Below are 25760 nucleotides of genomic sequence, written 5' to 3' on the forward strand. Positions count from 1 at the left end.
TTATGACTTTAACAGGGAAACAAAAACGTTTTTTACGCAGTGAAGCCCACCACATTGATCCTATTTTTCAAATTGGGAAATCTGGTATTAATGAAAATATGGTTGAACAAATTAAAGATGCGTTAGAAAAGCGTGAATTAATTAAAGTACACATTTTACAAAATAATTTTGATGATAAAGGCGATCTTGCAGAATCATTAAGTAGCGCGACTGATAGCCACCTAGTTCAACAAATTGGATCTATGATTGTTTTATATAAAACATCAACGAACCATAAAAAAATTGAGTTGCCTTAATTATGGAAAAAATCGTCATATACGGTGGACAATTCAATCCCATTCATAGTGCGCATGAGATGGTGGCAACCATGGTAAATGAAGCAATAGCACCTGATATTTTCTACTTTTTACCAAGTTACAAATCACCTTTAAAGGTGCATACAGATATTATTGACGTCAAACATCGTATTGAAATGATTCAATGTGTGATTAAAAATTTAGGTTTTGGCACCATAAGGTATGATGAACTCGAGCGTAAAGGGGATAGCTATACGTATGATACATTAAAAATAGTACAAGAAGCACACCCGAGTGCAAAATTGTATTTTGTCATTGGTACTGATCAATATGAACAACTTGCTCAATGGTATAAAATCGATATGTTGCGTTCTTTTGTTACTTTTATCGTCGTTAATCGGCAACCTAAAGCCGTTATCAATGATGAGAGCATCATACAAGTTAATATGCCTGAAATGGCCATCAGCTCCACAGAAATACGTGAGCGTCGTAAACGTGGACAGACAATTCATATGTGGGTACCACTCAATGTGGAACATTATATTATGAAGGAGGATTTATATGGATAAATCTTTCGCTATAGAATTAGTTGAACAAAAATTACCGAAGAAACGGTTTGAACATTCTATGCGCGTTGCTGAAAATGCCGTTAAATTAGCTGAAATTTATGAAGGGGATACAAATAAAGCTGAATTGGCGGGTATTTTACATGATTTCTGTAAATATGATGATTTAGGCTCGATGTATCAAAAAGTGACACGCTATGAATTGGATTCCACTTTATTAAGCTATGGTTCTGAAATATTACACGGGCCCGTTTGTGCAGCCATTATGAAGCATCAATATCATCTTAATGATGAAGATGTTCTATTAGCCATTGCACACCATACAACCGGGCGTCAACAAATGACTAAAAATGAAAAAATCGTTTTTATTGCGGACTATATAGAGCCTGGACGTACAACTAAGGGCGTAGAAGATATTCGCGAAATGGTATTGAGTGGAAAAGGATTAGATAAGACGATTTATGAAATTTCTAAACGTACTGTTTTATATCTCGTTGAAAAAGATGTTAATGTATATCAAGCAACGATAGATTGCTTGAATTATTATAATTTTAACGATTCTAAATAAAGGATGATTAAATGAACGCTTATGAACTTTTAACTTACGCTGTTGAAGCAGCTGGCGATAAAAAAGCAGAAAATATAATTGCTTTAAATATGCAAGAGATTTCAGATATTGCTGATTATTTTGTAGTCTGTCACGGAAATAATGAAAGACAAGTTCAAGCAATAGCTAAAGCTGTAAAAGATGTTGCAGAGTCACATCAAATAACAGTGAAGCGAATGGAAGGATATCAAGAAGCAAAATGGATATTAGTTGATTTAGGTGATGTCGTTGTACATGTCTTTTATAGAGATGAACGTTTACATTACAATCTTGAAAAATTATATCATGATGCTGAAATGTACCGATATGATGAGGTCGTTCACGCATAATGGCATATCAAAACTTAAGTGAATTTTACGATACGCTCACAGAGGATCAACCTTATCAAGATTGGGTTAACGTATTAGAGCAATTGACTGCATCGATGCAAATAAACAATTTATTAGATATTGGATGTGGCACAGGTACTTTAACTTGCTTATTTTCAAAGATTGCTAAAAATGTGACTGGCATGGATTTAAGCGATGAGATGATTGAGAAAGCAAAATTAAAGTCTGACAAGATTACATGGTTAAAAGGGGATATGTCGAATTTTAATCTAAATCAAAAATTTGATGTAATTACAATTTGTTGTGACTCACTTAATTATTTAACTACAGAAGATGCTGTTATGAACACATTTAATCATGTATACCATCATCTGAATGAGCATGGACTTCTAATGTTTGATGTTCACACCGCTCACAAAATGGAAACACAATTCAATCATCAAACTTATATAGATGATAGAGATGACCTCACACTACTATGGCAAGCTACACCAGGAGATGATCCTTTAAGTGTATGGCATGATTTAACATTTTTTAGTTTGAACGAAGACGGTACCTATAGTAGAACTGACGAATCACAATATCAACGCACCCTTGAAAAACCGCTATATGATGAGATGTTGAAAATCGTCGGCTTTAAAAACATTCAATCTTTTTATGATTTTGATATAACTAATCAATCTTCCCATAGTGATCGCTTGTTTTTCGTAGCAACTAAATAAAGTAACTTACCCCTTTCATGCGAGTAATAATGTGAAAGGGGATTTTTCTATGTATGAACAAATTCAACAGCGATTGAAGCAACCTAAATATTATGTCACTGTACTCATACTTTTATTTTTAATTGCTTTGGCAATGATACTTTATATGAATCATTCAACAAATGAAGTAAGTAGTCCATCACCTGTAACTGAAATGAATCAAAGCGAGCTAATGAGTCAACAAGCATCAACGCCTAAACTAGATACACCTCCTATTACAGATATCATAGTGGATATTAAGGGAGCTGTTATGCATCCAAGAACTTATACAATGAAATCGAATCAAAGGGTGGATGATTTACTAAAAAAAGCCGGTGTACTTCATAATGCTGACGTTTCACAAATCAATTTAGCCGAAAAACTAATGGATCAAAAAATGATTTATGTCCCATTTAAAGGCGAAAAATCAACGATGCAACAAGCACAAAATATGACAAGTGCCACAACTGAGTCAGATATAAAGCCTATCAACCTCAATTTAGCCCAGTCTTCCGACTTAACCGAAATACCAGGGATAGGACCTTCAAAAGCTGAATTGATTATAAATTATAGAGAAGAAAAAGGGGGTTTTAAAACTGTTGAAGAATTAAAAGAAGTAAAGGGAATTGGAGAAAAAACATTCGAGAAATTAAAACCATATTTCGTGGTGTAATTTTGTCTAACTTCTATTTTTTAAAATCATGTGTATCATTATATAATGTATAATGATACTAAGACATGACAGATATCAAATGAAAATGAAGAGGTGACTTTATGGAACGGATTCAATGGGACGAATATTTCATGGCCAAATCACATTTATTAGCGTTACGCTCAACGTGTTCGCGATTATCAGTTGGGGCAACAATCATTAAAGACAATCGAATCATTGCAGGAGGGTATAACGGCTCTGTAGCGGGTGAAGTTCACTGCATAGACGAAGGATGTTTAATAGAAGACGGACATTGTATTCGCACCATTCATGCTGAAATGAATGCGTTACTACAGTGTGCAAAACAAGGGGTCTCAACTGAAAATGCTACGATATATGTCACGCATTTCCCATGTTTAAACTGTACAAAATCAATCATTCAAGCTGGTATTAAAACCATTTATTATGCAGAAGATTATCGAAACCATCCATATGCTATTCAACTTTTAAAACAATCTGGCGTCACGTTTGAACGTGTACCATTTCGCCCTCAAGATATAGTAAAATATATACTTGGTACACAACGATAAATGCCATACTTTCTAAATAGTTTTATCATTGGTCAACTATGTATTCATCACCCTTATACTGCGTGTTTCTTTTTATTTCTTTTAGCATGCAGTATGGTGATTAAACGTAAACCATTGATATTGGTAGGGTTAAGCCTATTTGCTGGTGTTTTTGGTGCAATTCTAGAATTTAATTTTATTAACACACTTCAAAGGCATACGCATCACCTATCATCAGTAACAAACAAAGAGATGATATATGAGGTCAAATTCCTAACACAACCCATAGACATTGAAGGTGAATTGACTGCTTTCGTACGAACTAAAGATGACGAGAAACTCCAATTAAAATCCTACTCAAACCCCAAATTACCTTTACTAAAACCAGAATTTTATGCCACGCATTCGTGTTTAATAAAAGGGAAGTATAAACCTGCATTACGTTCAGGACAACTTGGATATTTAAATGTGCAATCATTACAATTAAATCAATGTAAACCAGATCCTCCATCATGGTCTGATCGCATTCGACAATTAAGAAATACTTACATCAATCACATGCGAACGAGTTCTATTCATGGTAAAGATAAATTGATTGCTCTAGCTACTGGTGATATTCAATTTATAGAGAAGAAACAACTTCTCTTAATTCGGCAATTAGGAATTTCACATTTGTTTGCTGTCAGTGGTACCCACGTCGCTATCTTCATCGGATTACTTTATCAACTGTTTAAACGTTTACCTATACCTCTATGTGTATCTAAAACGCTGTTATTACTCCTATTACCTTGTTACTTAATCTTTGCAGGCGAAGCACCAAGTGCGCAAAGAGCTGTGATTATGGCAAGTCTCGTACTCTTATTTTCAAAATACATTCGCCATAAAGGCGTTACAATTTTGGCTGTCAGTTATATTATGCTTACAATAAATGACCAAAGCCTACATTATCATTTAGGATTCCAATTTTCGTTTGCTATATGTTTTTTATTACTTATTATGCAAAACTGTTACCATAATAAGCCCATGTTTACTACATTGGTTTTAACTAGCCTTATCTCTTTTTATGGAAGTATTCCAATTAGTTACCAACATTTTAATGAGATTCAATGGCAATCTATTATTACTAATCTTTATTTCCTTCCACTTTACAGTATTGTTATTATTCCACTCGCAATCCTTTCAATTATTGTTTTGACCATATTTCCATCTACGATATCATTGATGCCTAGTTTTATTAGTCCAATATTTCTCCTTCAAGATTATTTGTTGGATTTAAGTCAATCGCTTACACAAATTCGTTGGATTATTCCAAATTATGGTGAAATAGGGTATGTCATTCTTACTATGTTATGTTTTTTTAGTTTATATATGATTGTTAAAAAGAGATACTTAAAATACAGTATCTTAACAATAACTATTTTGTTATTATCTCAACTTGCTATTATTCCAGGAAAAGATGAGATGACTATGATTGATGTAGGTCAAGGAGATGCCATTCTTTTCACAACGCGTAACCATCAAACATTTCTTATTGATACAGGTGGTCAAATTGCATCCCATAATCAGAAGTATCATTACAACATAACTGAGAAAAAATTATTTCCTATACTTAAACATAAGGGTATCACGCACATTGATTATTTATTAATTACGCATGTACATGCGGATCATATGGGAGAACTAAATCGTTTATCTCAAATGATAGACATTCGAAATATCATATTTAACCCTAAACACTTTAATTCGGATAAATTACATGAAGTTCTCACTATTGCCCGCACTCATAACATTCAGTTACATTCCGCTTTTAAACTTAAAACGTTAGCATTAGGACAGTACCATTTTCAATTTATAGATGCTACGGTAGAAAATAGTCAAAATCCTAATGATCATTCGATAATCACATTCGCTACGATTCATCAATCAGCGTTATTATTAATGGGTGATGCTACGACAGAAAATGAAAAGAGACTACTGCAAAAGATAAAACTTCCTAAAATTAATATTTTAAAGGTTGGCCATCACGGGAGTTTAACAAGTACCTCTCAATCTTTTTTAGCACATATCCGTCCTCAATATGCGCTCATATCAAGTGCAAAAAACAATGTTTATCAACTGCCTCATCCAACAATTTTAAAGCGACTACAAGAATTTAATTGCATTACTTATAATACAGCTGATACACATACGCTCTCCATTCAATTTAATCCGCATCAACCACGACAATATAATATTTACAATCTAACAAAATGAAAACTCTATAAACATTCATGTATAACTCATGACAACATGATATAATAATGCTAATTGTTTTAAGAGAGGAAGTTTTTAATGCCGACGCCAATCTATACTGTGTATGGAGACATACCTGAATTAATAGAGAAAGAAACGAACCATATCATTAATAATTATTTAGACGGCGAACCCAAAGACGACTTTAACTATATAAAATTTAATTTATATGAAACAAACTTTAATCAAATTATTGAAGAAGCAATGACAATGCCGTTATTTTCTTCAAAAAAAGTAGTGCTTATTCAAAATGCATACATTTTTACTGGAGAAAAGGTTGCGAAAGATCAAGTTGTCGATATGAATACCGTTATTGAATTTCTAGAAAAATATGACGGAGATACGCTTGTAGTCTTTGAAGTAACAACGCTCAAGCTTGATGAACGTAAAAAAGTGGTTAAAACATTAAAAAAGCAGGCGAAGTTAAAAAAAGTTGAACAAATGTCTGAAGCTGAAATGAAGCAATGGATTCATTCTTATTTAAATCAGAATTATAAAGAGATAAAACAAGATGCTTTAGATCAATTTTTAACATTGACTGGCATTCATTATCAACTCATTAATCAAGAACTTGAAAAATTATTATTATATATTGGGGATAAACCTACGATTAACCTTGAAGATGTAAGATCAATCGTAAATCGTAGCTTAGAACAAAACGTTTTTTTATTAACCGAGCATATTCAAAATAAACAAAAGCAAAAAGCAGTCTTGTTAATGCGCGATTTAATACAATTAAAAGAAGAGCCTATTAAATTACTAGCTTTAATTACTAGCAATTATAGACTATATTATCAAAGTTTAATATTAAATCAAAAAGGCTATTCAGAGCAACAAATCGCTAAAACGGTTGGTGCACATCCTTATCGCGTAAAACTTGCATTAAGGCAAGCACGTCAGTATTCCTTAGAATCATTACTTGATAAAATGAATATTTGCGCTGAAACAGATTATCAACTTAAATCATCTTATATGGACAAAGTATTACTTCTTGAATTATTTATTTTAAAATTGTAATCTATATGGTATCTATCTATTTCACATTTAATCGTCGGGAGTATGCCAATTCACTCCCGGCGTTTATATTCAAAAAATCGTATCATTGTAATAAAAAAGACAAACCTCACTTTTAAAAAGTAGGTCTGTCTTTAAAATGATGCATACACTTATTGTATGACATTATTTAGCTGACATTAATTTAGATTTCATTCTGTCCGCTTTATTAGAGTGGATTAAATTACTTTGTGCAGCTTTATCAATTTTTTTGATAGCGCTGTTCACTAATTCTTGTTTATTATCAGCATTTGTTTCGATAGCTGTTTTAGCGCGTTTAACCGCTGTACGCATATCGTTTTTTTGTGAAATGTTTTTACTTTCAGCAGTGTGCGTTGTTTTCACACGTTTAATTGCAGATTTGATATTTGGCATTTAGAGCACCTCCTAAAAACATGATGATCAAAAGGTTTTGATTACAACAAAATTTATTCTATCAAAACTCAATTCATTGTGCAATCATTAATTAGAACGAATCATGCATTTTTAGCGTAATTTTTCAATCTGAAAGCTATACGTAATGTCATTTCATAAGTTGCAATTATATGCCAAAAACGTTATCATATCAAAGATGCGATACATAATTAGGAAGAACGAGAAAGTGAGAAGGATACGATGAATAATAAAGAGCGATTAAATCGACGTAAAAATATAAGAAACTTTTCAATCATTGCCCATATCGATCATGGAAAGTCAACGTTAGCGGATAGAATCCTTGAAAATACGAAATCTGTTGAAGCGCGAGAAATGCAGTCTCAATTATTAGACTCGATGGATTTAGAGCGTGAACGTGGTATAACAATAAAGTTAAATGCCGTTCGTTTGAAATACGAAGCAAATGATGGTGAAACGTACACATTCCACCTCATTGACACACCAGGACACGTCGATTTTACCTATGAAGTTTCGCGTTCTTTAGCAGCATGTGAAGGTGCAATACTCGTAGTCGATGCTGCACAAGGTATTGAAGCGCAAACATTAGCAAACGTCTATCTTGCTTTAGATAATGATTTAGAATTAATTCCTGTAATTAATAAAATCGATTTGCCAGCTGCTGAACCTGAACGTGTTAAGCAAGAAGTTGAAGATGTTATTGGTCTGGATAAAGATGATGCCGTTTTAGCTAGTGCAAAATCTAACATCGGTATAGATGAAATTTTAGAGAAAATCGTTGAGATGGTACCACCACCAGAAGGAGATCCAGAAGCACCATTAAAAGCGTTAATTTTTGATTCAGAATATGATCCATATCGTGGCGTTATTTCATCCATTCGCGTGGTAGATGGTGTGGTCAAACCTGGAGATAAAATCAAAATGATGGCAACAGGTAAATCATTTGAAGTAACAGAAGTTGGTATTAATACACCAAAACAACTTCCAGTTGATGAGTTAACAGTAGGTGATGTAGGTTATATTATTGCAAGCATTAAAAACGTTGATGATTCACGTGTCGGCGATACCATCACACACTTTGACCGACCTGCAGACACCCCTTTAAAAGGATATAAAAAGATGAATCCAATGGTGTACTGTGGCTTATTCCCGATAGATAACAAAGATTATAACGATTTGAGGGAAGCGCTTGAAAAACTACAACTTAATGATGCTTCTTTAGAATTTGAACCTGAATCTTCTAAAGCGCTAGGCTTTGGTTATCGCACAGGATTTCTTGGTATGCTTCATATGGAAATCATTCAAGAACGTATTGAACGCGAATTTGGTATAGAACTGATTGCGACTGCACCATCGGTTATTTATTCAGTTGTGCTTAGAAATGGAGATACAATTCAAGTCGACAACCCAGCACAAATGCCAGAACGTGATAAAATTGAAAAAGTATTTGAACCTTATGTACGCGCAACGATGATGGTGCCTAATGATTATGTTGGTGCTGTCATGGAATTATGCCAACGTAAACGTGGCCAATTTATTAATATGGATTATCTTGATGATATTCGAGTAAGTATCGTTTATGAATTACCACTTTCTGAGGTTGTTTTCGACTTTTTTGATCAATTAAAATCTAATACAAAAGGATATGCTTCTTTTGATTATGAGTTTATTGAAAATAAAGAGAGCAATCTTGTAAAAATGGATATCTTATTAAATGGAGACAAGGTTGATGCATTAAGCTTTATTGTTCATAGAGACTTTGCATATGAGCGTGGTAAGGCACTTGTAGAAAAGCTCAAAACTTTAATTCCGCGTCAGCAATTCGAAGTACCTGTGCAAGCAGCAGTAGGGCATAAAATTGTAGCACGTACAAATATAAAATCTATGGGTAAAAATGTACTTTCTAAATGTTACGGTGGCGATATTAGTCGTAAACGTAAATTACTAGAGAAACAAAAAGCGGGTAAAGCCAAAATGAAGGCTGTAGGTAATGTAGAAATACCTCAAGACGCCTTTTTAGCCGTATTAAAGATGGATGAAGAGTAAAATCAACTCCCGATTACAGCGCGTGTATTGTGATTGGGAGTTTTATTATTGAAAGGCGGGAGATTATGACTGTAAAAAGCGCATACATTCACATTCCATTTTGTGTGAAAATTTGTACTTATTGTGATTTCAATAAATATTATATTCAACATCAACCCGTGGATACCTATTTAGATTGTTTAATCGCAGAAATGAACCGTGTGACAGAAACAACGTTAAACACAATGTTTGTGGGTGGTGGCACACCAACAGCTTTAACACCAAAACAGTTAGAACGGTTATTAACGGCAATCCAACATAAGTTTAATATTCTAGGGGAATATACTTTTGAAGCTAACCCTGACGAATTGACTGAAGAAAAAATACGTTTACTCAAAAGTTACGGTGTGAACCGATTATCGATGGGGGTTCAAACATTCGATGCCTCTTTATTAAAGGTGCTTGGTCGCAGTCATCAAACTGAAGATATTTATAGAGCTGTTTCATATTCGAAAAAACATAACATTCAATCAATAAGTCTAGATTTAATGTATCATTTACCAAATCAGACTATAGCACAATTTGAAAAGAGCTTAAATGAAGCACTTTCTTTAGACATTGATCATATTTCGAGTTATGGCTTAATATTAGAACCTCAAACACAATTTTATAACCTTTATAGAAGAGGTAAATTAAATCTTCCAAGTGACACTTTAGGTGCCGAAATGTATCAATTATTAATGGATAAAATCCGATCCTCACCCATGCATCAATACGAAATATCTAACTTTGCAAAAGATGGTCATGAATCTGAGCATAATAAGGTATATTGGCGTAATGAAAGTTATTATGGTTTTGGTGCTGGTGCGAGCGGGTATATTGATGGATGTCGTTATACCAATGTAAAACCAGTCAATCATTACATTAAGCAAGTTCAACAACACAAACAACCGATTTTAGAGCAAAATTACCCAACATTAAATGAAAAAATAGAAGAAGAAATGTTTTTAGGACTAAGAATGAATGACGGTGTTAGTAAACAACATTTTTATGAAAAATATGGTCAACATGTAGAGGATATTTATAAACAAGAAATTTCACATTTAGAAAAAAAAGGGTTACTTATCAATACCGAAGAAAATGTGGCTTTAACAAGTCGCGGACGTATTGTAGGAAATGATGTTTTCGAAGCGTTTATACGCATTTAAAAAATTTTTTAATTCCAGACCTTTAACGTTGACTTACTTTGACCAATTTGATAAATTATAATTAGCACTTAGGACAAAGGAGTGCTAATGAGGTGAAAACATGATTACAAAAAGACAATTAAGTATTTTAAATGCAATTGTTGAGGATTATGTTGAACTTGGCCAACCTATTGGATCAAACACAATACTTCAGCGACATGATGTAAATGTGAGTCCAGCTACAATACGCAATGAAATGAAATTATTAGAAACTAAGTATCTAATAGAGAAAACACATTCATCATCAGGACGTATCCCATCTGAAGCTGGTTTCAGATTATATGCCAATCGATTATTAAATGAACCGATTGAAGCAAATAAGCAAAATTATATTAGCATGTATGATATGTATACGAAACATCATTTTGATATTTCTTCTACACTCAACCATTTTGCTAAAGTATTTTCTAATCAATCACATTACACGACACTTGTCGTAGGTCCAGACCATTCTAAGGTGGCATTATTAGATATCAAATTATTAAAAGTACATGATCATCATCTTGTGATTGTGTTGATATATGAAACTGGCCATATAAAACAACTTCATTTATCTTCATCACAACCGATATCTCAATCATCTGTTATTAGAATGTCTAATTATGTTTCTGAGCAAGCACGGAGCAATATCAATCAAACTTTTCATCCTCAATACTTAGATGCGCATGACTTTTCATCAGATGAATATGATATTCTTTTTAAAGTCTATCAATTAATTCATCAACAATTATCAAGTGAATCAGCACGCATCTATTTAGGTGGAAAGCACCAACTGATTGATGCACTCAATGAGCATAACGTTGCTGCTATTCAACCTATTTTAAAATATATTGAATCAAATCAAATTACAGCTTTGATTGATGATAATTTGGATTCTGCAATAAATATTAAAATAGGACGGGACATAGAAAAGAACATAAATGACATTGCAATTTTAACGCGACGATATCATATTGATCATGGACTGAACGGTTATGTTGCCGTTATTGGTCCTACAGCAATGCATTATCAAAATGTGATTCAATTGCTTAGTAGAATTTCATAATATACGATTAACGAAATAGAGTATGGAGGTTTCAAAATGTCTGAAGAAAAAGATTTTACTACACAAGATAAAAATGAAGACAAGACAGATGTTGATACATCAGAGCAATCTTCTAATACAACTGAAAATAGTGAAGTAAATTCAACAAATGAAGCGAACAATGACACTAATGAAGCAACTCATGAAAATGTTGAAGAAGAAACAGTAGACCCTAAAGATGAAGAAATTGCATCTTTAAAGGCACAAGTAGAAAAAGAAGAAGAAAAGTATTTACGCTTATACGCGGAATTTGAAAATTATAAGAGACGTATTCAAAAAGAGAATGAAACTCAAAGAAAGTATCAATCACAAGGTGTTTTAAATGATATTTTACCTGCGTTAGATAATTTCGAGCGTGCATTACAAATCAATGGTGATGATGAATCATTTAACGCACTAAAAAAAGGTGTTGAAATGGTCTACAGTAGTTTAATCCATGCTCTCGAAAACAATGGACTTGAAACAATTCAAGCGGAAGGCGAGACATTCGACCCTAACTTCCATCAAGCTGTAGTTCAAGATGATAATCCTGATTTTGAATCTGGACAAATTACAGAGGAATTACAAAAAGGGTATAAACTGAAAGATCGTGTTTTAAGACCTTCAATGGTAAAAGTAAATCAATAATTTTGACGAAAGTTACCAGTTTATGTAAAAATAATTATGTTTGAAAATTAGGAGGAATTAGATTATGAGTAAAGTAATTGGTATTGACTTAGGAACAACAAACTCTTGTGTATCTGTATTAGAAGGTGATGAACCTAAAGTAATTCAAAACCCAGAAGGTGCACGTACTACACCATCAGTTGTTGCATTTAAAAATGGCGAGACACAAGTTGGGGAAGTTGCAAAACGTCAAGCAATCACTAACCCTAATACGATTCAATCTATTAAACGTCATATGGGTACAGACTATAAAGAAAATATTGATGGCAAATCATACACACCTCAAGAAATTTCAGCAATGATTTTACAAAATTTAAAAAACACAGCTGAAAGCTATTTAGGTGAAAAAGTTGAGAAAGCAGTTGTTACTGTACCAGCTTACTTTAATGACAGCGAACGTCAAGCAACAAAAGATGCTGGTAAAATTGCTGGATTAGAAGTAGAGCGTATTATTAACGAACCAACAGCTGCTGCATTAGCTTACGGTTTAGATAAAACTGACAAAGATGAAAAAGTGTTAGTTTTCGACCTTGGTGGCGGTACTTTTGACGTTTCTATTTTAGAATTAGGTGACGGTGTATTTGAAGTATTAGCAACTGCAGGTGATAACCGCCTTGGTGGCGATGACTTTGACCAAGTTATTATTGACTATTTAGTAAAAGAATTTAAATCTGAAAACGGTGTTGACTTATCTAAAGATAAAATGGCATTACAACGTTTAAAAGATGCTGCTGAAAAAGCGAAAAAAGATTTATCAGGTGTATCTTCAACTCAAATTTCTTTACCATTCATTTCAGCTGGAGAAGCGGGTCCACTACATTTAGAAATGACTTTATCTCGTGCTAAATTTGAAGAGCTTGCTGATAGTTTAATTGCAAAAACTATGGCTCCAACGCGTCAAGCATTGAGTGATGCAGGTCTATCTACATCAGATATTGATGAAGTAATCTTAGTTGGTGGTTCAACACGTATTCCAGCTGTACAAGAAGCAATTAAAAAAGAAATTGGTAAAGAACCAAATAAAGGTGTTAACCCTGACGAAGTTGTTGCTATGGGTGCTGCTATTCAAGGCGGTGTTATCACGGGTGACGTTAAAGACGTCGTATTACTTGACGTAACACCATTATCATTAGGTATTGAAACTGTAGGTGGACGTATGAATACATTAATTGAACGTAATACGACAATTCCTACTTCAAAATCACGTGTGTATTCAACTGCTGTTGATAACCAACCATCAGTAGACATCCACGTGCTTCAAGGTGAACGTCCGATGGCTTCTGACAACAAAACATTAGGTCGTTTCCAATTAACAGACATTCCACCAGCACCACGTAACACACCACAAATTGAAGTAACATTTGACATTGACAAAAACGGTATTGTTCACGTTACAGCGAAAGATTTAGGTACAAACAAAGAACAAAAAATTACAATCGAATCCTCTTCAGCATTATCAGACGATGAAATCGAACGCATGGTTAAAGATGCGGAAGAAAATGCGGAAGCTGATAAAAAACGTCGTGAAGAAGCAGATTTACGTAATGAAGCTGATCAACTCGTATTCCAAGTTGACAAAGCATTATCAGACTTAGGTGATAATGTTACTGAGGATGATAAAAAAGAAGCAGAAACGAAAAAAGACGACTTAAAATCTGCCCTTGAAGGTAGCGATATTGAGGAAATCAAATCTAAAAAAGAAGCGCTAGAGCAAGTGATTCAACAATTATCAATGAAAGCATATGAACAAGCGCAACAAGGTCAACAAGCTCAAGGACAAGGTCAACAGGAACAATCATCTAACCAAGACGATACAGTTGAAGATGCAGAATTCAAAGAAGTGAAAGACGACGATAATAAATAATATTTGTGTTACACTAAACACGTATCAATAGTCTATCAATATATGAAATAGAGGGGCTAGGACAGCAACGTCCCAGCCTCTTTTCATTCATAAGAAGTAAAAAAGGGAGCGATAGCATTGGCAAAAAGAGACTATTATGAAGTCCTGGGCGTAAGTAAAAGTGCTTCTAAAGATGAAATCAAAAAAGCATATCGAAAATTATCAAAAAAATACCATCCTGATATTAACAAAGAAGAAGGCTCTGATGCGAAATTCAAAGAAATCAGTGAAGCATATGAAGTCTTAAGTGACGATCAAAAACGTCAACGATACGATCAATTCGGTCATGCAGGAGCACAAGATGATTTTGGTCAAGGTTTTGGAGGTCAAGACTTTTCAGGCTTTGGTGGTTCAGGTTTTGAAGACATTTTCAATTCATTCTTCGGCGGTCAACGTCAAAGAGACCCTAATGCGCCACGTAAAGGTGATGATCTTCAATATACAATGACGATCACGTTTGAAGAAGCCGTATTTGGTACGAAAAAAGAAATATCAATTCGTAAAGAAGTTACATGTCAAACATGTAATGGTAATGGTGCTAAACCTGGTACGAAAAAGAAAACGTGTTCATATTGTAAAGGTTCTGGACATGTGTCTGTAGAACAAAATACAATTTTAGGCCGCGTTAGAACTGAAAAAGTATGTCCACAATGTAATGGTTCTGGGGAAGAATTTGAAGAATCTTGTCCAACTTGTCATGGTCGTGGTACAGAAACTAAAAATGTTAAACTTGAAGTTACAGTGCCAGAAGGTGTAGATAATGATCAACAAATTCGTTTAGCTGGTCAAGGTGCACCAGGTGAGAATGGTGGTCCTGCTGGTGATTTATTTGTTGTATTTAGAGTAAAACCATCTGATAAGTTTACGCGTGATGGCGATGATATATTATACAAACAGAACATTAGTATCGCGCAAGCTGCTCTAGGTGATGAAATTAAAGTACCAACATTAAATGGTCAAGTCATGTTAACAATTCCAGCTGGAACGCAATCAGGCAAGCAGTTCCGTTTAAAAGGTAAAGGCGTTAAAAACGTACATGGTTATGGCCATGGTGATTTATTTGTAAATATAGTTGTTGCAACACCTACAAATCTAACCGATAAACAACGTGAATTATTAAAAGCATTTGCTGAGGAAAGTGGCGAATCTATTTCAGAACAACCTTCTAATTTTAAAGATAAAGCACGTCGTTTCTTCAAAGGAGAATAATAAATGAAATGGATAGAATTATCTGTAGTGGTGAATAATGAAGCAGAAGAAAGTGTCACTGAAATACTACAAAATGCAGGTTCTAATGGGGTGGCAATAGAAGATTCGAATGAATTACATCGAAAGAGAGAAGATCGATTTGGTGAGATTTTTGCGTTAAATCCTCAAGATTATCCTGAAAATCACATGATTATTAAAGCGTATTACAATGAATCACAATTTACGCGTACCTTACTTGAATCCATTGAGTCTAATATACTAAAACTAGACATTTTAAATTATGACGTTTTCAAAATGACACATCAGGATATCGAAGAATCTGATTGGGAAAACGAATGGAAAAATTATTTTCATCCATTTAAGGCATCTGAAAGATTTTTTATTGTGCCAAGTTGGGAAACTGTTCAAAAAGATGCACAACATTTGTACATTGAACTAGATCCAGGAATGGCGTTCGGCACGGGCGACCATCCAACAACGAGTATGTGTTTGAAAGCGATTGAAAAAATAGTTCAACCTCACCACCGTGTGATTGACGTGGGTACAGGTTCAGGCATTTTGAGCATTGCATCCCATTTGTTAGGTGCCCAACATGTCAAAGCATTAGACTTGGATGAAATGGCAGTTCAAGTTGCAAGAGAAAATTTCAAGAAAAATCATTGTGATTCTCACATTCAAACCACTACAGGTAATTTATTAACAGATGAGCACGACCATTACGATGTAGTCATCGCAAATATTCTTGCACACGTGATTACACTTATGGTTGAAGATGCATATCAAACATTGAATCAAGATGGATTTTTTATTGCTTCAGGAATTATTGATGATAAAGCAGAAACACTTATCAATCAAATGAAAGAAACAGGATTTTCTATTATCGAGACACAACAGGATAATGGTTGGGTCTGTATAACTGCTCAAAAGGTGTGAGATAGATGCAACGGTACTTTTTAAATGAAAACGCTGAGTTACATCAGCGTTTTTTTATAACAAATTCTGAAGATATTCACCATATTCTTAACGTAATGCGTATGGACGTCGGAGATACTATCATTATCAATTTTAATCAACAGCGTACATACGAATCTCAACTCATAACAATACAAAAAGATTGCATCGAAATAGAAACAAGTAGAGAAATAGACTTAAATACTGAAATGCCGGTGAACGTAACAATCTGTAGTGGCCTTATTAAAAGCGATAAGTACGAATGGTTACTACAAAAAGCCACGGAATTAGGGGCTCATCATTTTATTGCCACCCAAATGGATCGGTCAGTTGTAAAATTAAATGTACAAAAAGCGGATAAAAAAGTAGTGCGCTGGCAAAAAATTGTAAAAGAGGCAGCAGAACAAAGTTATCGTCAAATTGTACCAAAAGTGGAATTTATCTCGAATTTCAAAACCATATATGATATGATAAATCAATATGACTATGTACTTATGGCTTATGAAGAATCAGCAAAATCTGGAGAACGCTCACTATTAAAAAACTGTATTCAAAACTTTGCACCTGATGCCAAAATTTTATTATTATTTGGTCCTGAAGGTGGATTTTCTCAAGATGAGGTTGCTGCATTACACAATAAAGTTAAATGTGTTGGCTTGGGACCTCGGATTTTACGTGCCGAAACAGCGCCATTATATGCTTTAAGCGCCATAAGCTATCAATTAGAATTAAAATAGATACAATGAGGTGAATTTATGTCTACTGTTGCATTTCATACTTTAGGTTGCAAAGTAAACCACTATGAAACTGAAGCAATATGGCAACTTTTTAAAGAAGCGTCGTACGACCGTGTAGACTTTGAACAAAATGCGGATGTATTCGTTATCAATACTTGTACTGTGACAAATACGGGAGATAAAAAAAGTCGACAAGTGATTCGTCGTGCAATTCGTAATAATCCTGATGCGGTCATATGTGTAACTGGTTGTTACGCACAAACTTCATCAGCTGAGATTATGGAAATTCCAGGCGTCGATATTGTAGTAGGAACACAAGATCGCCATAAACTCCTTGACTATATTGATACGTTTAAAAATGAACGTCAACCTATTAATGGTGTAAGTAATATAATGAAAAATCGCACGTATGAAGAACTAGATGTGCCGTATTTTACAGACCGTACACGTGCGTCTTTAAAAATTCAAGAAGGATGCAACAATTTTTGCACATTTTGTATTATCCCATGGGCACGTGGTTTAATGCGTTCTCGCGATCCTGAAAAGGTAGTTGAACAAGCATCTACACTCGTACAATCCGGTTATAAAGAAATCGTTTTAACTGGAATCCATACGGGCGGTTATGGCCAAGATTTAAAAAATTACAACTTAGCGCAATTATTACGCGATTTAGAAACAATTGACGGTCTCGAGCGCATTCGTATTTCTTCTATTGAAGCAAGTCAATTAACGGATGAAGTAATAGAAGTATTGCAACAATCTTCAAAAGTCGTCCGTCATTTGCATGTGCCTCTACAGTCTGGATCTGATACGGTTTTAAAACGTATGCGACGCAAATATTCAATGGCACATTTTAGTGAAAGAATTAAGAAATTACACGCCGCATTACCAGGATTAGCAGTTACTAGTGATGTTATCGTAGGCTTTCCTGGTGAAACTGAGGAAGAATTTCAAGAGACATACGACTTCATTGTTAATCATCAGTTTTCAGAACTTCATGTATTCCCATACTCTCAACGTATTGGAACACCTGCAGCACGCATGGACGATCAAATTGATGAACAGATTAAAAATGAACGCGTACACCGACTCATTCAATTAAGTGATCAACTTGCAAAAACGTATGCTTCTCGCTTTGAAAATGATGTCCTTGAAGTTATTCCTGAAGAAAAAGGATCAACAGAAGGTATTTTAGTTGGTTATGCCGATAACTACATGAAAGTTGAATTCGAAGGCGATGAGTCACTCATTGGTCAAATTTGTAAAGTGAAAATTACTCGCGCAGGTTATCCATTAAATCATGGACAATTATTAAGAGTAGTTGATCATGCGACGAACAAATCTGAGGAAGAAGTACTAATTTAAACAGAAATTGTATAATTCAACATTGACCATAATTAAGATTTAATTTATACTAATGTTTACATGGCATAAATCATATGTCATTTATTAACCTATAAAAGTTTTCTTGATATTTGGAGGGAGGGAAATACAGATGTCTAAAACAGTAGTCCGTAAAAACGAATCATTAGAAGATGCTTTACGTCGTTTTAAACGCTCAGTTTCTAAAAGCGGTACAATCCAAGAAGTTCGTAAACGCGAATTCTATGAAAAACCAAGTGTAAAACGTAAAAAGAAATCTGAAGCTGCACGTAAACGTAAATTCAGATAATTATCATTGTGTTGAACTCCCTCAACATTCAAATTAATGATATATAGAGCTTCAAAATCGTTCAAATGTCGAATGATTTTGAAGCTTTTTTGTATTTAGATTTTATGCATTTTAAATAATCTTTATCACTATTAGTATTTTGAAAATTCATGTATACTACTAAGTGAGAGTGAGGTGTATGTTTATGCTACTATCAATACATATGCTAGATTTACTCGGAACAATACAAAACGAAAGTATTTTCACACAATTATCTCAGTGGATTACCTCTCCGTGGGTATCATTGGCTCTCGTGTGTATTTTATTTGTAGGTTTTGTATATCAGCTCTATTCAAAATCTTTTAACTGGGCTGGCATTCTAGCAATCTTAGCGTTACTTTTTATCTTCTTAGGTTATTTAGCAGAAGGTACCATTTCCTTTATTACCATTATGATATTTAGCATCGGCGTAATTCTCGTTATTATAGAATTGTTTGTCGTAGGTGCTGTGTTAGGAATTATAGGTATGGTGCTCATTGTATTTAGTTTAATTACAATGGGTGACAATTTACCTTTAATGTTACTCAGTGTATGTGTCGCATTAATACTATCTATTATTGAATGGGTGATTTTAGTGAAGTTTTTCAAAAAGAAAATATCGTTATTTGAAAATGTTGTATTGAAAGACTCTACTAACACTGAGTCAGGATATACATCGCACAATGACCGTTCATACCTTGTCGGTGCAACTGCATTGACACTCACAGATTTACGACCAGCTGGTTTAATTCTTTTTGAAAACGAACGTATTGATGCTGTATCAGAAGGGTCTTTTATTAACAAAGATGTTAAGGTGGAAATCATTGAAGTAGAAGGAACACGCGTCGTTGTACGCGAAATACAATCAAATTAAGAAGGAGCATTCATATGTTAACAACTGGTTTTATTTCTTTTATCATTATTGCCGTTCTTGTCATTGTGGCATTGATGATCTTATTTTCATTCGTTCCTGTTGGACTATGGATATCAGCATTAGCAGCAGGTGTCCACGTGGGCATCGGTACTTTAGTAGGTATGCGTTTACGTCGTGTATCTCCTAGAAAAGTAATCGGTCCGTTAATTAAAGCGCATAAAGCAGGGTTACAATTAACAACGAATCAACTTGAATCACATTACTTAGCTGGAGGGAATGTTGACCGTGTGGTAGATGCAAACATTGCAGCACAACGTGCCGACATCAACTTACCATTTGAACGCGGCGCTGCAATTGATTTAGCAGGTCGTGACGTTTTAGAAGCGGTACAAATGTCCGTTAATCCTAAAGTGATTGAAACACCATTCATTGCCGGTGTGGCTATGAACGGTATCGAAGTAAAAGCTAAAGCGCGTATCACAGTACGTGCAAATATCTCACGTTTAGTTGGTGGGGCTGGTGAAGATACGATTATCGCACGTGTTGGTGAGGGGATTGTATCTACAATTGGTTCTAGTAAACACCACACAGAAGTGTTAGAAAACCCTGATAACATTTCTAAAACAGTATTAAGTAAGGGGTTAGACTCAGGTACTGCATTTGAAATCTTATCTATCGATATTGCTGATGTTGATATTAGTAAAAACATCGGTGCAGACCTTCAAACTGAACAAGCCATCGCGGACAAAAATATTGCCCAAGCTAAAGCAGAAGAGCGTCGTGCAATGGCGGTAGCTCAAGAGCAAGAAATGAAGGCTCGTGTTCAAGAAATGCACGCGAAAGTTGTGGAAGCTGAAGCTGAAGTGCCACTCGCAATGGCTGAAGCGTTACGTTCTGGGAATATTGGTGTTAAAGACTACTACAATTTAAAAAATATCGAAGCTGATACTGGAATGAGAGAAGCAATTAATAAGAGTTCGCAAAAATCTCAAGAAAATAAAAGTGAACATTAATGAGGTGAGGGTATGAGCATTGGAGTTATCATTTTTATCATTACGATTGTCATTTCTATTATCTCTGCAATTAATGATAAAAGTCATGAAAAGCGTAAGCAATCTCCACAGCAACCTCCAACATCAAATCCTCCTAAATCTTTTATGGATAAAGTTGAACAAACATTGAAAGAATGGGAGATGGAATTTGATACACAAAAGGGTGAAGATGTATTCTCACCCAAAGAGACCCAGTCAGAACCTAAACCGCTGAAACAAAAGCAACATCCTAAAAAGGTTCAAAAAAGCGAGATACCTTCTGAAAGAAAACGTGTAGATACACAACGTCAAGAACAACAAGTTCAAAAAGAATTGTTAGATATGTTAAGAAGTGATATCGATTCTTTAAATGATACATTTGATCGAGAACGCCAAAAACATATTCATCGCATTGAACAACGTGCACGTCAAATCATAGATGATAAATATCTTTCTCCAAGAACCAAACGCATGAAACTTAAACAATTACTATCCTCATCACAACAACCCGCTATGGCTAAAGGGGATTTAACTTTTTCAGATAATGAAGTTGTGAATGGCATAATTTGGGCCGAGGTTATTGATAAACGTAAACAATTAAATTAACTCACTTTCATAGATCAAGGCATTACTCGATATCGAGAACGTGCCTTGATTTTATTTTACTTCTTAACTTAATAATACAGTTGAATTAAATGCGTCATATTTCTTTTATTACCAGTTATAATTAGATGACTTAATCGTATAGCAACATGATATAATAGAAACAAACATGTTAGATTAATGATTGGAAGCATTTTAACATGTTTGGTACATTAATCATACATTACTTTGTAAAGGAGTTCGTATATGCCTGAAATGATTCAAATCGATGACATTCATCAAGCACAAGCACTATTTGGTAATAATGACGAATATATCCACCTTATAGAAGACGCTTTCGATGTTATCATTCACGCTAGAGGGCAAGAAGTAGTCGTGCAGGGGCAACAAGTTGATGCAGTGACGAAAGCCGAATCCGTTTTAACAAATCTATTAAAAGTAATAGAACAAGGGGCAACGATCACTGTTAAAGACGTACAAGCTGCGATAAAAATGGCCCACAATCATACAATTGATCAACTTATTGATCTTTATGAAGAAGAAATTGCGAGAGATGCGCATGGTAAAATCATTAGAGCCAAAACGATGGGACAACGTATGTATATACACGCAATTAAAAATAATGATTTGGTTTTTGGAATAGGGCCTGCAGGTACAGGTAAAACATTTTTAGCCGTTGTTGTGGCTGCAAAAGCTCTACGTATGGGTCAAGTTAAACGGATTGTTTTAACAAGACCAGCTGTTGAAGCTGGTGAATCTCTAGGATTTTTACCTGGTGACTTAAAAGAAAAAGTAGATCCATATTTACGTCCACTCTATGACGGTTTGAATACAGTATTAGGTGTAGAAGCTACTGAACGGCTAATTGAAAGAGGTGTAATAGAAATTGCGCCATTAGCATATATGCGTGGACGTACACTTGAAGATGCTTTCGTCATTTTAGATGAAGCTCAAAATACGACACATGCTCAAATGAAGATGTTTTTAACACGTTTAGGGTTTGGTTCTAAAATGGTTGTTACAGGAGATAAAACTCAAGTTGATTTACCGAAAGGGGTTAAAAGTGGTCTCATTGAAGCAGAATCTCGATTAAAGTCCATCAAAGGGCTTAGTTTTCAATATTTAGATCAAGCAGATGTTGTGCGTCACCCATTAGTCGGACGAATTATCTCAAGTTATGAGGAGGATAACTAATGTTTACCATTGATTTTAATGATCACACGAATAAAGTTCACGATGATTGGTATAAACAAATTGAATCACTCTTAACCTTTGCTAAAGATCAAGAAAATATCACAGAAGACGCTGAACTTTCAGTGACATTTGTCGATAAAGATGAAATTCAAGCTATTAACCGCGATTATCGTGATAAAGATAAAGTAACGGATGTCATTTCATTTGCCTTTGAAGAAGATGAAACGGTATTTGAAGGGATGGATATGCCAAGAGTCTTAGGAGATATTATTATTTGTACTGATGTGGCACAAGAGCAAGCACTTCAATATAATCATTCTTTTGAGCGCGAGTTAGGATTTTTAGCTTTACATGGTTTCTTACATTTGCTTGGTTATGATCATATGAATGAAACAGATGAACAACAAATGTTTCAACGTCAAGACGACATCTTAAATGCATATGGTCTTTCGAGGGACGTATGATTAAACGGTTTAAACCCGCTCTCATAGGTGCCATTACACTTTTAAAAAAAGATATCAATTTCTTACTGCATATTTTATGCGCAGTCTTGGTCATCATTACCGGGATTTTATTAAAGCTTTCTGCTGTAGAGTGGATGTTTTTATGCATTGCTATTTTTACTGTTTTAATTACAGAGGCAATGAATACTGCGATTGAATATGCCGTGGATTTAACTACGATGGAGTATCATGTTTGGGCGAAACATGCGAAAGATATAGCTGCTTTTGCGGTATTACTCGCATCAATTTTAGCAGTCATCATAGGGTTAATCATTTTTATCCCTAAAATTATATAAGGGCGTGATAATATGAGTTACACGGAAAAACATTTTAATGAAGTCAGAAAAGCACAACAACGTGCCTATGCACCCTATAGTAATTTTAAGGTAGGTGCGTATTTATTAACAAAAGACGGTCAAGCCTTTTATGGAGCAAACGTAGAAAATGCAGCCTATCCATCTACTTGTTGCGCTGAGAGATCAGCACTGTTTGCAGCAATTAGTCAAGGATATAAGCCGGGTGATTTTGAATCGATCACGGTAACGGTTGATAGCCCTGAAGTCTCATCACCTTGTGGAACATGTCGACAAGTTCTTAAAGAATTGTGTGACGACGACATGCCCGTTTATATGACTAATCAAACTGGAGACATGAAAATGCTCACTGTACATGAACTTCTCCCATTAGGATTCTCAGGAAAGGATTTAACCTAATATGACAGAATATAAATCAGGTTTCGTAACGATTATCGGTCGCCCGAATGTTGGGAAATCTACATTTGTAAACCGTGTTATCGGTCATAAAATTGCAATTATGTCTGATAAAGCACAAACTACTCGTAATAAAATTCAAGGGGTCATGACGACCAATGATGCACAAATTATTTTTTTAGACACACCAGGCATTCATAAACCTAAACATAAATTAGGCGATTATATGATGAAAGTGGCTAAAAACACTTTATCAGAAATTGATGCCGTCATGTTTATGGTTAATGTGAATGAAGACATCGGTCGCGGTGATGAATATATTATGGAAATGCTCAAAAATGTTAAAACACCCGTCTTTCTAGTGTTAAATAAAATAGACTTAGTACATCCTGACGCTTTAATGCCTAAAATTGAAGCATATCAAGCGTATATGGATTTCACTGAAATCATACCTATCTCAGCTTTAGAAGGCTTAAATATTGAACACTTTATTCAAGTATTAAAATCATATTTACCTGAAGGACCACAATATTATCCAGACGGTCAAATTTCCGATCATCCAGAACAATTCGTCGTAAGTGAACTTATTCGAGAAAAAATTCTTGAAACTACCACTGAAGAAATACCACACTCAATTGGCGTCAATGTGGAACGTATGGTTCAAGAATCGGAAGACCGCGTGCATATAGAAGCAACATTATATGTCGAACGCGATTCTCAAAAAGGTATTGTCATCGGTAAAGGCGGCAAGAAATTAAAAGTAATTGGCCAACGTGCTCGCATGGATATTGAACATTTACTTGGTTCAAAAGTATATTTAGATTTATGGGTTAAAGTTCAAAAAGATTGGAGAAATAAATCTAATTTCATTAAGCAAATGGGTTACGTGGAAGACGAGTAGTAGGGATTAAAGGCGGTGTATACATGCTCATTAAACAAAATGGAATCATCATTAAGTCAGTGGATTATGGTGAATCGGATCGTATTATCACAATTTTGAATGAGCACGGTGCAAAAATCCCACTTATGGTGAGACGTGCCAAAAAGGTAAAATCTGGATTTCAAGCAACAACACAGCCTTTTGTTAAAGCATTATTTATTTATAATAAGTTTCGTGGAATGGGCACATTAACATCCATTGACGTAATTGATTTAAACTATAATTTGAGAATGGATATTTATGCGAATAGTTATGCTAGCCTTTGTTTAGAAATCATCGAACGTTCCATGGAACAAGATGAAATTAACAAACATATGTATCAATTACTTACTTTTGCAATTGAGCGAATCAATCAAGACGTGTCTCCACAATTAATAGCGAACATCGTCATGTTGAAATGTTTACCACGTCATGGAATTTCTCTACAATTAGACAAATGTGTGATTACGCAGTCTCAAAACAGTGAAGATTTATCAGCATATAGCTTTAAATTTAATGGTGTTATTTCAAAACAAGTCATGTATCAAGATACTCACGCATTACCTTTATCAAACAAAACAATTTATATCATGCATGTGTTACAACAATTAAAACTTTCACAAATTAATGAATTGCGTATTCACCAAAATATTGTTGATGAAATGTCTACATTTATTTTAATGATTTACAAAGAATATCTAGGATTATTTTTCAAGAGTCAAAGGCTTATCAATCAGCTCAAGCGTAGTGCATTAGACATTTTAGATGATTCTAAACCAACACATTAATTTTATATTGTACTTGTAATGATATAAAAATGAGCAGTGAAGTTCTCTTCATTTCCACTAAAATGTAATGGTGTATAGTGAAACGTTTTAAAAATTTATCATAACTTAAAAAACAGCCTCCAAATATCA

Annotated in this window: 29 protein-coding genes; 28 read left to right on the forward strand and 1 reads right to left on the reverse strand. The window is 34.5% G+C overall.

What is annotated here, in order from left to right; translation table 11 throughout:
- The first annotated feature begins 2 nt into the window (after nt 1–2).
- The 9 genes from yhbY (at nt 3) to holA (ending at nt 7068) form a co-directional block, all read left to right on the forward strand.
- On the forward strand, nt 3–296 hold the full coding sequence (gene yhbY, locus G8Y85_RS10490) for a ribosome assembly RNA-binding protein YhbY (RefSeq protein WP_060551161.1): 294 nt from the start codon (nt 3–5) through the stop codon (nt 294–296).
- A 2-nt stretch (nt 297–298) separates the two neighbouring features.
- Nucleotides 299–865, forward strand: coding sequence for a nicotinate (nicotinamide) nucleotide adenylyltransferase (gene nadD / locus G8Y85_RS10495; protein ID WP_103346464.1), 567 nt, complete (start codon nt 299–301; stop codon nt 863–865).
- Complete coding sequence (gene yqeK, locus G8Y85_RS10500; RefSeq protein WP_165805794.1) at nt 858–1430, forward strand: bis(5'-nucleosyl)-tetraphosphatase (symmetrical) YqeK; 573 nt, start codon at nt 858–860, stop codon at nt 1428–1430. The genes nadD and yqeK overlap by 8 nt, the downstream gene beginning before the upstream one ends.
- Before the next feature lie 11 nt (nt 1431–1441).
- On the forward strand, nt 1442–1798 hold the full coding sequence (gene rsfS / locus G8Y85_RS10505) for a ribosome silencing factor (protein WP_037565433.1): 357 nt from the start codon (nt 1442–1444) through the stop codon (nt 1796–1798).
- Nucleotides 1798–2520 carry a class I SAM-dependent DNA methyltransferase gene (locus G8Y85_RS10510; RefSeq protein ID WP_103346463.1) on the forward strand — a complete coding sequence of 241 codons (723 nt, stop codon included), beginning with the start codon at nt 1798–1800 and terminating at the stop codon, nt 2518–2520. The genes rsfS and G8Y85_RS10510 overlap by 1 nt, the downstream gene beginning before the upstream one ends.
- 49 nt (nt 2521–2569) lie before the next feature.
- A complete protein-coding gene (locus G8Y85_RS10515) occupies nt 2570–3211 on the forward strand; it encodes a helix-hairpin-helix domain-containing protein (protein ID WP_165805795.1) in 642 nt (213 codons plus the stop codon).
- A 101-nt stretch (nt 3212–3312) separates the two neighbouring features.
- On the forward strand, nt 3313–3780 hold the full coding sequence (locus G8Y85_RS10520; protein ID WP_165805796.1) for a ComE operon protein 2: 468 nt from the start codon (nt 3313–3315) through the stop codon (nt 3778–3780).
- Entirely contained in the window at nt 3781–6012 is a 2232-nt protein-coding gene (locus tag G8Y85_RS10525; protein WP_165805797.1) for a DNA internalization-related competence protein ComEC/Rec2, read from the forward strand.
- 78 nt (nt 6013–6090) lie between these two features.
- A complete protein-coding gene (holA, locus tag G8Y85_RS10530) occupies nt 6091–7068 on the forward strand; it encodes a DNA polymerase III subunit delta (RefSeq protein WP_103346055.1) in 978 nt (325 codons plus the stop codon).
- Between the two features lie 162 nt (nt 7069–7230).
- On the opposite strand, the gene rpsT is transcribed toward holA, so the two are convergent.
- On the reverse strand, nt 7231–7479 hold the full coding sequence (gene rpsT, locus G8Y85_RS10535; protein ID WP_037565423.1) for a 30S ribosomal protein S20: 249 nt from the start codon (nt 7477–7479) through the stop codon (nt 7231–7233).
- A gap of 240 nt (nt 7480–7719) precedes the next feature.
- Between rpsT and lepA the strand changes: the two genes are divergently transcribed.
- From lepA to recO, 19 genes are all read left to right on the forward strand, one after another.
- A complete protein-coding gene (lepA, locus tag G8Y85_RS10540) occupies nt 7720–9543 on the forward strand; it encodes a translation elongation factor 4 (protein ID WP_037565421.1) in 1824 nt (607 codons plus the stop codon).
- Nucleotides 9544–9608: 65 nt separating this feature from the next.
- The gene (hemW, locus tag G8Y85_RS10545) at nt 9609–10730 is read left to right on the forward strand and encodes a radical SAM family heme chaperone HemW (protein WP_103346054.1); all 1122 of its coding nucleotides are present in this window, start codon (nt 9609–9611) and stop codon (nt 10728–10730) included.
- Nucleotides 10731–10830: 100 nt separating this feature from the next.
- Nucleotides 10831–11814 carry a heat-inducible transcriptional repressor HrcA gene (hrcA, locus tag G8Y85_RS10550; protein WP_165805798.1) on the forward strand — a complete coding sequence of 328 codons (984 nt, stop codon included), beginning with the start codon at nt 10831–10833 and terminating at the stop codon, nt 11812–11814.
- 36 nt (nt 11815–11850) lie between these two features.
- Nucleotides 11851–12480 (forward strand): nucleotide exchange factor GrpE, encoded by a 630-nt coding sequence (gene grpE, locus G8Y85_RS10555; protein WP_037565417.1) that lies wholly within the window; start codon nt 11851–11853, stop codon nt 12478–12480.
- 64 nt (nt 12481–12544) lie between these two features.
- Nucleotides 12545–14383 carry a molecular chaperone DnaK gene (dnaK, locus tag G8Y85_RS10560; RefSeq protein WP_165805799.1) on the forward strand — a complete coding sequence of 613 codons (1839 nt, stop codon included), beginning with the start codon at nt 12545–12547 and terminating at the stop codon, nt 14381–14383.
- A gap of 117 nt (nt 14384–14500) precedes the next feature.
- Nucleotides 14501–15631, forward strand: coding sequence for a molecular chaperone DnaJ (gene dnaJ / locus G8Y85_RS10565; RefSeq protein ID WP_165805800.1), 1131 nt, complete (start codon nt 14501–14503; stop codon nt 15629–15631).
- Nucleotides 15632–15634: 3 nt separating this feature from the next.
- The gene (gene prmA / locus G8Y85_RS10570) at nt 15635–16564 is read left to right on the forward strand and encodes a 50S ribosomal protein L11 methyltransferase (RefSeq protein ID WP_165805801.1); all 930 of its coding nucleotides are present in this window, start codon (nt 15635–15637) and stop codon (nt 16562–16564) included.
- Between the two features lie 5 nt (nt 16565–16569).
- Nucleotides 16570–17319: a 16S rRNA (uracil(1498)-N(3))-methyltransferase gene (locus G8Y85_RS10575; protein WP_107371401.1), complete on the forward strand. Its 750-nt coding sequence runs from the start codon at nt 16570–16572 to the stop codon at nt 17317–17319.
- Nucleotides 17320–17337: 18 nt separating this feature from the next.
- Complete coding sequence (gene mtaB, locus G8Y85_RS10580) at nt 17338–18684, forward strand: tRNA (N(6)-L-threonylcarbamoyladenosine(37)-C(2))-methylthiotransferase MtaB (RefSeq protein WP_103346048.1); 1347 nt, start codon at nt 17338–17340, stop codon at nt 18682–18684.
- A 130-nt stretch (nt 18685–18814) separates the two neighbouring features.
- Nucleotides 18815–18991, forward strand: coding sequence for a 30S ribosomal protein S21 (rpsU, locus tag G8Y85_RS10585; RefSeq protein ID WP_002471046.1), 177 nt, complete (start codon nt 18815–18817; stop codon nt 18989–18991).
- 178 nt (nt 18992–19169) lie between these two features.
- Nucleotides 19170–19883 (forward strand): NfeD family protein, encoded by a 714-nt coding sequence (locus G8Y85_RS10590; protein ID WP_037565404.1) that lies wholly within the window; start codon nt 19170–19172, stop codon nt 19881–19883.
- A 14-nt stretch (nt 19884–19897) separates the two neighbouring features.
- Nucleotides 19898–20896: a flotillin-like protein FloA gene (floA, locus tag G8Y85_RS10595; RefSeq protein WP_037565403.1), complete on the forward strand. Its 999-nt coding sequence runs from the start codon at nt 19898–19900 to the stop codon at nt 20894–20896.
- Nucleotides 20897–20908: 12 nt separating this feature from the next.
- Entirely contained in the window at nt 20909–21520 is a 612-nt protein-coding gene (locus G8Y85_RS10600) for a hypothetical protein (RefSeq protein WP_165805802.1), read from the forward strand.
- Nucleotides 21521–21763: 243 nt separating this feature from the next.
- On the forward strand, nt 21764–22711 hold the full coding sequence (locus G8Y85_RS10605) for a PhoH family protein (protein ID WP_107400843.1): 948 nt from the start codon (nt 21764–21766) through the stop codon (nt 22709–22711).
- Nucleotides 22711–23175, forward strand: a complete 465-nt coding sequence (ybeY, locus tag G8Y85_RS10610; RefSeq protein ID WP_060551144.1) for an rRNA maturation RNase YbeY — start codon at nt 22711–22713, stop codon at nt 23173–23175. Before G8Y85_RS10605 ends, ybeY begins: the two co-directional genes overlap by 1 nt.
- Nucleotides 23175–23510: a diacylglycerol kinase family protein gene (locus tag G8Y85_RS10615; RefSeq protein ID WP_060552485.1), complete on the forward strand. Its 336-nt coding sequence runs from the start codon at nt 23175–23177 to the stop codon at nt 23508–23510. Before ybeY ends, G8Y85_RS10615 begins: the two co-directional genes overlap by 1 nt.
- Before the next feature lie 12 nt (nt 23511–23522).
- A complete protein-coding gene (gene cdd / locus G8Y85_RS10620) occupies nt 23523–23927 on the forward strand; it encodes a cytidine deaminase (RefSeq protein ID WP_037565395.1) in 405 nt (134 codons plus the stop codon).
- A gap of 1 nt (nt 23928) precedes the next feature.
- A complete protein-coding gene (gene era / locus G8Y85_RS10625) occupies nt 23929–24825 on the forward strand; it encodes a GTPase Era (RefSeq protein WP_165805803.1) in 897 nt (298 codons plus the stop codon).
- Between the two features lie 23 nt (nt 24826–24848).
- Nucleotides 24849–25631: a DNA repair protein RecO gene (gene recO / locus G8Y85_RS10630; RefSeq protein ID WP_105988909.1), complete on the forward strand. Its 783-nt coding sequence runs from the start codon at nt 24849–24851 to the stop codon at nt 25629–25631.
- Nucleotides 25632–25760: the final 129 nt, after the last annotated feature.

Source organism: Staphylococcus sp. 11007852 (genome assembly GCF_011394325.1).
GTDB lineage: Bacteria > Bacillota > Bacilli > Staphylococcales > Staphylococcaceae > Staphylococcus > Staphylococcus agnetis.